A 9,314-nucleotide genomic window follows, 5' to 3' on the forward strand; every position below is an offset into this window, starting at 1 on the left:
CCATGGTCAGATCGACCCGAATCGAAATCGCGAGAAACGGCTTTTCCACACTCGCCTCGGTCTCGCATTCGAACGGCAGCGGCACCGACAGCACGAGGTACTGCTGCGCGTCATACTGGAACACCTGATCGCCGAGAAAGCCGCGCTTGCGCCCCTGACAAACAATCACGATGCTCGGCTCATACATGACCGGCATGCGCGGCATGGGGCTGTTCGCGCGCATCAGGTTGACGCCTTCCACACTCGAACGTGTGATGCCCGGATTGGGCGCGAGCACGTCGAACAAATCGATCACGCGCTGTTGCGCGGGATCGGCAAAGACGGGTTCAGCAGAATGGGTTGACATGACGGTATAGTGACGAGCAAGAGAATAATGCTTGAAATCTAGCATCAAACAGCCTATCGCGCTTCTCGCCAGGAGTTTTAGGCAAATCTTCAAGACATTCAGGTATTCCCGCACTCGCGCCCGGAACCTATGATGGGAACCCTGCCGGATCGTCTTTTCCGCGCTGTGCCGGGCCCGGTTGCCAATTCAATGCTTCGGCGAATTCGTCAGCCACTGCGGGCGCTGTGATCCCGGTCTCCTGTCAGGGTTAGCCGCATCGGCAACACGTGTTGCCCATCGCAGGCGCCTTGTGCCATCACCCTCTTTGCTGGAGCTACCCATGAGCACGACTTATGCCTATGCAGCGACCGCCGCTACCGCGCCGCTCGCCCCGTTCGAAATCCAACGCCGCGAACTGCGCGCCCATGACGTGCAGATGGAAGTACTGTTTTGCGGCGTGTGCCACTCGGACTTGCATCAGGCGCGCAATGAATGGCAGAACACGGTGTTTCCGGTGGTGCCGGGCCACGAGATCGTCGGCCGCGTGACGGCGGTGGGTCCGGACGTGACGAAGTACAAAGCGGGCGACCTGGTCGGCGTCGGCTGTCTGGTCGATTCGTGCCGCACGTGCGCGAGTTGCGAGGAAGGTCTCGAACAGTATTGCGAAAACGGTTTTGTCGGCACGTATAACGGTGTGGACCGCGTCGACGGCCAGATCACGTACGGCGGCTACTCCACGCAACTCGTCGTGGACGAAGCGTTCACGCTGCGCGTGCCGGAGAATCTCGACCCGGCGGGCGTCGCACCGCTGCTGTGCGCGGGCATCACGACGTATTCGCCGCTGCGCACGTGGGGCGCCGGTCCTGGCAAGAAGGTCGGCGTGGTCGGCCTCGGTGGCCTGGGCCACATGGGCGTGAAGCTGGCGCGTGCGATGGGCGCACATGTCGTGCTGTTCACGACGTCACCGTCGAAGATCGAAGACGCGAAGCGGCTGGGCGCGCACGAGGTGGTGATTTCGAAGAATCCGCAAGAGATGGAAGCGCATGCGAACAGCTTCGATCTGATTGTGAATACGGTGGCTGCACAACACGATCTGAATCCTTTTTTGAATCTGCTCAAGCGGGACGGGACGATGACGCTGGTCGGCGCACCGGAGCACGATCACCCGTCGCCGCAGGTGTTCAACCTGATCATGAAGCGCCGCCGTCTGGCGGGGTCGTTGATTGGGGGGATTGCGGAGACGCAGGAGATGCTGGACTTCTGTGGTGAGCATGGAATTACTTCGGATATTGAATTGATTCCGATGCAGCAGATCAATGAGGCTTATGAGCGGATGCTGAAGAGTGATGTTAAGTATCGGTTTGTGATTGATCTGGATTCATTGCGGAAGTAAGTTTTTTTTTGCCCGCGCAGCGGTTGGGTTTTTTTGCGCCTGCGGCGCGGGCTTTTGTTGGAACGCGTTTTGTTTTTTTGCCTGCTCGGCGCTTTGGTTGTGCTCGTAAGGTGTTGGCCTTTCCTTGAGTTCACGGTGGTCTATTAGCGTTGCCCCTGTGCGGGGCGGCACTTACTTTCTTTGTCCCCCAAGGGGACTTCCTTCGGGGCGCCGCCGCAAAGAAAGTAAGCAAAGAAAGCGGCTTCACACCGCTAACTCTTAAGTGCGGCCCCTGGCTTGGAGGGGGCAGTGGTGCATCTGGAATCCGTGCATTCGCACATTCCACCCCGGTGACAAGGCAGTCATTCTTCCGGCGGCGCTACGCGCGCCGCAGCGGTACTTCACTAAACCTTTAGGTATTCGGCGCCTCGCGAGGCGGGTCGATGCCTTTTCGCTGCTAAAGAACACCAACGGGTTTCCCCGGCATACCCGTCCGCGACGCACGTAGTGCGGAGTGGGAGCGAATGACGGCTTTGTCACTCACGCGGAATGCGCGAGCGCACCGATTCCAGATGCACCACTGTCCCCTCCAAGCCAGGGGCCCCACTTAAAAGTTAGCGGTTTGAAGCCGCTTTCTTTGCTTACTTTCTTTGCGGCGGCGCCCCGAAGGAAGTCCCCTTGGGGGACAAAGAAAGTAAGTGCCGCCCCGCACAGGGGCAACGCTAATAGACCACCGTGAATTCAAGGAAAGGCCAACACCATACGACCACACCCAAAGCGCCGAGCAGGCAAAAAAAACCACCCCAAAACCTCGACTGGAGTCTGCACCGTGATTGACAGAATAACTGCAATGCGCACATTCATCCGAATCGTGGACACCAACAGCTTCACCCGCGCAGCGGAATCATTGAACCTTCCCCGCGCGACGGCGACCACCATCGTCCAGAATCTGGAAGCGCTGCTGGGCACAGCACTCCTCGCCCGCACGACGCGGCGTCTGAGCGTCACCCCAGAAGGCGCCGCCTACTACGAGCGCTGCGCGCAAATCCTTGCCGACATCGACGAAATGGAAGCCAGCATCCGCCACGCAACCGACAACCTGACAGGTCGTCTGCGCATCGAAATGCCCGGTGCCGTGGCAAGCGCCATCGTCCTGCCGGCACTGGACGACTTTCACACCCGCTACCCGAATCTCGATCTGGCGATCGGCGTAAGCAACCGCGCGGTCGATCTGATCTCCGAAGCGATCGACTGCAGCATCCAGCTCGGCGAATTGCCAGACTCGAATCTGGTCGCGCGCCAGCTCGGCACGCTCGAACACGTAACCTGCGCGAGTCCGGCCTATCTGGCCCGTTACGGCACGCCCGTCGCGCTAGACGATCTGCGCGGACACGTCGCCGTGAATTGCATGTCACCGTATAACGGCCGCGAAGTGGATTTCGATTTCGAGGTGGACGGCGAGGCGCAAAACGTCAAGGTCGACGGCTTCGTCAAGCTCAGCGACGAGCAGGCGTATCTCACGTGCGGACTGCAAGGCCTCGGCCTGATCCAGCCCGCGCGGATCGCCGCCCAGCCCTACCTCGACTCGGGCCTGCTGCGCGAAGTCCTGCCGCAATGGAAGCCCGTGCCGATGCCGGTCTCGGTCGCCTATATGAAGAATCGCCGCGTGTCGCCGCGCGTGCGGGCCTTCGTCGACTGGCTCGCGGAGTTGTTCGAGAAGACCGAACACGTCGATCAGGATCTTTCGCGTGTGCGTCAGTTGTTGCGCGGCCTGCATCCCGCCTGAGGCGGGTGACAGGCAGGCGCGCGCAGCGCGAATGAGCGCGTTCAGTTCGATAGCGTAACCGGCACCGGCCGCGTCAGCAGATCGACATAGAAATTGAAGAAGCTCGGATTGTCGAAGCGTTTGACGATCGTCATCTTCTGCAAACCCGCCGGCGGCGAACTCGCATAACCCGTTGCCTTGCCGTCATTGGCCCCGAAACCCGTATCCACGTCTACCCACTCGTCCACCGTTTGCGTCGCGAACGCAGGATGCATCAGATACGCGAGCGTCAGCGTGTCCCAGATGTTCGTCGTGTAGTCCGGATTCGTCTCGAAGCCGTTCTTGCCGTCGAAACCGTAGCCGTTCAAGGTCTTGAACAGTTGCGTGATGATGGTCTGCTTCGTCGGATCATGCGCGACGCGATCGTACAGCGTCTTGTCCATCTTCACGGTATCCGTCACGTCGAGCGGCACCACCACCTGTTTGACCGGCAGATGCAGCACGGCTTTTGCCGCTTCCGGATCGAACCACCAGTTGAACTCGGCGGTCGGCGTGGTGTTGCCCGGCACGTCGATCGCGCCGCCCATGTAAATGATCTGCTTGATCAACGGCACGATCTCGGGATGCTGGCGAGTGGCGAGTGCGATGTTGGTCAGCGGGCCGATCGCGAGAATCGTCACCTCGCCGGGATACTGCTTCACCGAATCGACGATGAAATCGACCGCGCTCCTGCTCTGCACCTGGGTGTGGGTCGCGAAACCGTCCGGTGGAGCGACGAGGTCGCTATTCGAGGTGGGCTCGGGTGTGCTCCACGCGCCGAGATAGCCGTCGCCGCCGGGGAATTGCGCGAGTTCGGCCTGAATCGTCGCGAAGTTGTGCGACAAGGCGTAATTGGCACCCGCATACACGCCGATCTGCTTCTCGACGCCGAGGCGCTCGACCGATTTCAACGCGTCCGCGACACCCTGCTTCAGCCATTGATTCCCGGACACCACGGTAATGCCGAGTACTTTCAGCGAGCCTTGCGCCTGCAATTGCGCCGCCATTACGCCGAGCTGGCCATCGTCGCTCAACGTATTGTAGTCGCTGTCGATAATGACCTTGGGTGGACTGGCGGCGGTGAGATTATCGCCGCCACATGCAGGAATGGCCAGAACGGCCACCACGATTGCCATGCACTTCAATGCCACGAGAACTCGCCTCATCGATGTCTCCTTTTTTTGTGCCGCTGTGCCATGCGTATAAGGAGGCCCATCATAGACGTAAAGCGGATGAAATCAAATCGTCATGCTAATTGAATCTCTCATGGAATCAGCTTGCGGCGGCGCAGATCGTCGAAGAGGCCGAACAGCATCGCTTCCGTCTCGACGAATTCGTGAAAGCCGAAACGCCGTGCTTTCGAACCGTCGCCGAACATGTCGTAGTCCCACGAGAAAACGAAGTCGGCAAACCGCCATGACGATACGTCCTGATAGGCAATGGGCTGCAAGCCGTGCTTGTGCGTCATCGCAGTCCACAACGGCGCCTTGTCGGCCATGACAGTATCCAGTGACAGCGGCAGCGGCGGCGCCACGTCGAGTTCGAAATAGCGGGCGATCTTCGCCCACATGTCGTTCCAGCGGAACAGGTCGCCATTGCTGATGTTGAACGCCTGATTCGCGGCGCGCGGTTCGGTCGCGGCCCACACCGTCGCGCGGGCGAGCAAGCCTGCGTCGGTCATTTCGAGTAGCTTGTCGTAGGCGCCCGGTTTGCCGGGAAAGCGCAACGGCACGCCGAGTTCTTTCGACATCGATGCATACACGGCGATCGCCACCGCCAGATTCATCGGATTGCCGAGCGCGAATCCGCCCACCACCGCCGGACGAATCGCCGACCAGTGCCAACGCTTGCCCGCCTGGCGCGATTCGAGAAAGCGCTGCTGATCGAACATGAACTCGGGCGGCATGAAGTGCGCGTCGTCTTCGCGCGCCGGCGTCTTGAAGGGACCGAGATGGCCGCCGTACACCTTGTAGCCCTGCATCAGGCTCACATGCTGCAAACCCGTCGCGACCGGCTCGATCGCATCGAGCGTGTTGACCAGCATCGCGAGATTCGGCGGCACCAGTTCGGCCCAGCTCGGGCGGTCCTGATAGGCCGCGTAGAACACATGCGTGACGTGATCGAGGCCGCGCAGTTTTGCGCGTGCGTCGGCCGGATCGAGCAGATCGACCGCGATGTATCGCACCTGCGGCCTCGTCTCGCCGCCGCGACGCGCAAGGCCGACCACCTCCCAATCGTCGAGTGTGGCGAGATGCTCGACCAGATTGCGCCCGATCACACCTTGTGCGCCCACTACCAAAGCCACTTTCTTCGTTGCGTTCATTGCGACGCTTCCTGATCGTTTCGTTCATTGCGACGGCGCGCGTCGTGCATGCCGTCCGGTCAATGAAAGATATCGGCGCCGCCGCGCTTTCGGTAGACTGCCCGCTGGCACATCACCTGTGAATTGAACTCACGATGGCACGTTTGGACGTGAACCGTTCCGGCGAACTTGAAGTGTTCGTGCGGTCGGTCGAACTGGGCGGCTTTTCGGCGGCCGCGCGCGCGTTGGGGATGACGCCCTCGGCCGTCAGCAAACTCGTGGCGCGCCTCGAAGCCCGGCTGGGCGCGCGGCTTCTCAACCGGTCCACGCGCAATCTGCAACTCACGCCCGAAGGCTGTGTGTTCTATGAACGCGGGGTGCGCGTGCTGGCGGAGCTCGACGAAACCGAGCGCGGCGCGGCGCTCGGCGCGACGCCGCGCGGCCGTCTGCGTGTGCATGCGAACGTGCCGCTCGGGCGGCACTATCTGCTGCCGCTCACGCCCGCGTTTCTCGATGCGCATCCCGACGTCACGCTCGACATCGTGCTGACCGATCAGGTGGTCGATCTGCTGGAGCAACGTACCGACGTCGCAATTCGCAGCGGCCCGCTCAAGGATTCGCAACTGGTCGCGCGCAAGCTCGGCGAGGCTCGCATGTTGATCGTCGGCGCGCCCGCGTATCTCGCGCGTCACGGCACGCCAGGCACGCCTGCGGATCTGAACGCGCACAACCGGCTCGGCTTCGGTTTCGCGAGAGCGGTCAACGGCTGGCCGCTACTCGGCGAAGACGGTCGAAGAATCGAGGTGCCCGTCGAAGGCAATGCGCGCGTCAGCGACGGCGAGACGCTGCGTCAACTGGCCGTGGCCGGCGTGGGGCTCGCGCGGCTCGCCTCGTTTCAGGTGCGCGACGACGTGGCGGCAGGCCGCCTTGTCGTGCTGCTCGAGGCATTCAATCCTGGCGACACGGAACCGGTCAACGCGCTCTATCTCGGCCAGGGCGGCCACCTGCCAGCACGTGTGCGTGCCTTGCTCGACTTCCTCGTGCAGCGCATGCACATCGAATGATACGGATGACTAATGATTGAGCACCGAGGACTGAGCATTGAGCCGCGGCACGGCGAAACCGGTCGCGGCTTTTGACTCGCGCTAGCGGATTTGCACACGCGTGAGCCTGATAAAAGTGACCCGCCGCCAGAACGGCGGCGCGTACTACCTGATGGCATTGGCGGCTGGCGAGCCTGCGGCAATGAGCCCGAAGAACATGCAGGGCCTTTGCCCGGACCCGGCAGCCCCTCAACCACATAAAGGCGCTACAACGACGCTTCAAAGAACGTTGCAGCGCCCGCCTTCATGCGAGCGTCGATTTACTGCGACTCTTCCGCCCATACGGCATTCTCGCGCGCCATCAGCGCCGTCGATGCCGCCGGCCCGAACGTGCCCGCCGTATAAGCACGCGGTTTGTCGCCCGACTTGGCCCAGCCGGCCAGAATCGGCTCGGCCCACGCCCATGCGGCCTCCAGTTCGTCGCGCCGCATGAAGTGCGTGAGGCGCCCGCGGATCACGTCGATCAGCAAACGCTCGTACGCTTCCGCGCGGCGCTCGGTGAAGGCCTGCTGCAAATCCAGATTCAGATTCACCGGCAGCATGTGCATGCCGCTGCCCGGCTCCTTCGCGAGCATCTGCAACTGGATCGACTCTTCGGGCTGCAACTGGATCACGAGACGGTTGCCATAGTTGCGTCCACCGCTCGGAATGATCGAAAACGGCAGTTCAGAGAACTCGATGACGATCTCCGATACCTTTTTCTGCATCCGCTTGCCGGTGCGCAGGAAAAACGGCACGTTGGCCCAGCGCCAGTTGTTGATATGCGCGCGCAACGCGACGAACGTTTCGGCGCGGCTGCCCGCCGGCACGTTGTCTTCTTCCTGATAGCCCTTGACCGCCTCGCCGTCCACCGCGCCCGCGGTGTACTGCCCGCGCACGGTATCGCGGGCGATGTCCTCGGGCGTCATCGGACGCAGCGAGCGCAGCACCTTGAGTTTTTCGTCGCGGACCGCGTCCGGGTCGAGCGACACCGGCGGCTCCATCGCGACGATGCATAGCAGTTGCAGCAGGTGGTTCTGCACCATGTCGCGCAGTGCGCCGGTCTTGTCATAAAAGCCCGCGCGGCTGCCCACGCCGACCGTTTCCGCCACTGTGATCTGCACACTCTTGATGTACGGCGCCTGCCACAGCGGCCCGAAGATCGCATTGCCGAAACGCAGCACCATCAGGTTCTGCACGGTTTCCTTGCCGAGGTAGTGGTCGATCCGGTAGATCTGCGCTTCGCTGAAATGCTTGCCGACCGCCGTGTTGATCTCCTGCGCGGACGCCAGATCGTGGCCGAGCGGCTTCTCGAGCACCACGCGCGAATTGTCGTCGACGAGCCCCGCCGACGACAGGTGATCGCAGATATGCATGAACAGATCCGGCGACGTCGCGAGATAGAACACGCGGCGCACGCCCTCGCGCGACGCTTCTTTCAGACGCTGATAGTCCTCGGCCGAATCGACGTCCATCCGCACGTACTCGAACAGCGCGAGGAATTTATCCCAGGCGGCGGCGTCGAACGCCTTCTTTTCGATGAAGGGCTTGGCCTTCAGCTCCATGAACTCGTTGATGTACTCGTCCCGCGACCAGGGCTTGCGGCCGATCGTGAGAATGCGGGTGTCCGGCGGCAGATTGCAGTGCAGATGCGCCATGTACAGCGCGGGCAGCAGCTTGCGAAACGACAGGTCGCCGGTGCCGCCGAAGATGATCATGTCGAGCGGCAGGTCGGGTGTGGCTGAAGCGTGTTGGGTCGTCATAGCGCGGTCGCAGCGTCGTGATGGAGAAGGCGTCGGTCAAGGGGCGGAAAGCGTGGGCGAGACGCCCGCGCCGGTGAACCGGCGCTTTTTTCCGGCAAACGCCTATGGTGCAACTTTTTGGGATTGTTTGCACGGCAACATCTGCCTCAGGTTGGCGCAAGATGCCAACCCGAGATGGCGGAGGTCTGTTTTCCAGGGTTTTTGTGCGGGTAGAGGTGGGTCGATTGCCGGGTCCGCAAGTTCCCCTCATGGGCCTTCGTACAAGGCTCTCCCGCCAGGAAGCTCTCACGCCGACCCGTCCTGCCGGCCTGGCGTGGAAGCTTCGCTTGCGACCCAGCCGTTTCTCCGACCCTTCAGCCGCCTGATAACACCTCGCGCGCGACCCGGCACGCCGCCAGATCCCACGCCGCGCAGCCGACGCTTTTGAAAACCACCGGCTTGTCCGGCGACCCCCGCGCCGCCCCCTCCAGCACCGCGGCAATCCCGCCGACGGTCGCCCAATCCACCTCGGCCTGGATAAAGTCGCCGGCCTCGTGTTTTGCGCCGGCTGGATCGTCGACGAACAGCGCGCTGGCGGCGATGGTGCGCGCGCCGATCTCAATCATTTCCGGCGTGAACGCGCCGACCCCGATCACGAGCCGCCCGGCACGCGCCGCTTCGTCATAG

General features: G+C 62.1%; 7 protein-coding genes and 1 pseudogene. 3 read left to right on the plus strand and 5 right to left on the minus strand.

Annotated features, from left to right (window positions below):
* The coding region (locus CIC12_RS16520; protein WP_168665173.1) for an AraC family transcriptional regulator at window positions 1-346 on the minus strand (346 nt) is incomplete at its 3' end.
* A 319-nt stretch (window positions 347-665) separates the two neighbouring features.
* Between CIC12_RS16520 and CIC12_RS16525 the strand changes: the two genes are divergently transcribed.
* Both CIC12_RS16525 and CIC12_RS16530 read left to right on the plus strand, forming a co-directional pair.
* Window positions 666-1,718, plus strand: coding sequence for an NAD(P)-dependent alcohol dehydrogenase (locus tag CIC12_RS16525; protein ID WP_168665174.1), 1,053 nt, complete (start codon window positions 666-668; stop codon window positions 1,716-1,718).
* 808 nt (window positions 1,719-2,526) lie between these two features.
* Entirely contained in the window at window positions 2,527-3,483 is a 957-nt protein-coding gene (locus CIC12_RS16530; protein ID WP_168665175.1) for a LysR substrate-binding domain-containing protein, read from the plus strand.
* Window positions 3,484-3,524: 41 nt separating this feature from the next.
* Here the strand turns inward: CIC12_RS16530 and CIC12_RS16535 are convergent, their stop codons facing one another.
* Window positions 3,525-4,667, minus strand: a complete 1,143-nt coding sequence (locus CIC12_RS16535) for a nucleoside hydrolase (protein ID WP_168665176.1) — start codon at window positions 4,665-4,667, stop codon at window positions 3,525-3,527.
* A gap of 98 nt (window positions 4,668-4,765) precedes the next feature.
* Window positions 4,766-5,824, minus strand: coding sequence for an SDR family oxidoreductase (locus CIC12_RS16540; protein ID WP_168665177.1), 1,059 nt, complete (start codon window positions 5,822-5,824; stop codon window positions 4,766-4,768).
* Between the two features lie 134 nt (window positions 5,825-5,958).
* On the opposite strand from CIC12_RS16540, the gene CIC12_RS16545 reads away from it, so the two are divergent.
* Window positions 5,959-6,867 carry a LysR family transcriptional regulator gene (locus tag CIC12_RS16545; protein ID WP_168665178.1) on the plus strand — a complete coding sequence of 303 codons (909 nt, stop codon included), beginning with the start codon at window positions 5,959-5,961 and terminating at the stop codon, window positions 6,865-6,867.
* Between the two features lie 299 nt (window positions 6,868-7,166).
* On the opposite strand, the gene zwf is transcribed toward CIC12_RS16545, so the two are convergent.
* Both zwf and CIC12_RS16555 read right to left on the minus strand, forming a co-directional pair.
* Window positions 7,167-8,648, minus strand: coding sequence for a glucose-6-phosphate dehydrogenase (zwf, locus tag CIC12_RS16550; protein ID WP_168665179.1), 1,482 nt, complete (start codon window positions 8,646-8,648; stop codon window positions 7,167-7,169).
* Window positions 8,649-9,001: 353 nt separating this feature from the next.
* Window positions 9,002-9,314: pseudogene (locus tag CIC12_RS16555) on the minus strand (delta(1)-pyrroline-2-carboxylate reductase family protein); the annotation flags it as partial.

Source organism: Paraburkholderia sp. SG-MS1, from assembly GCF_012275575.1.
Classification (GTDB): Bacteria; Pseudomonadota; Gammaproteobacteria; order Burkholderiales; family Burkholderiaceae; genus Paraburkholderia.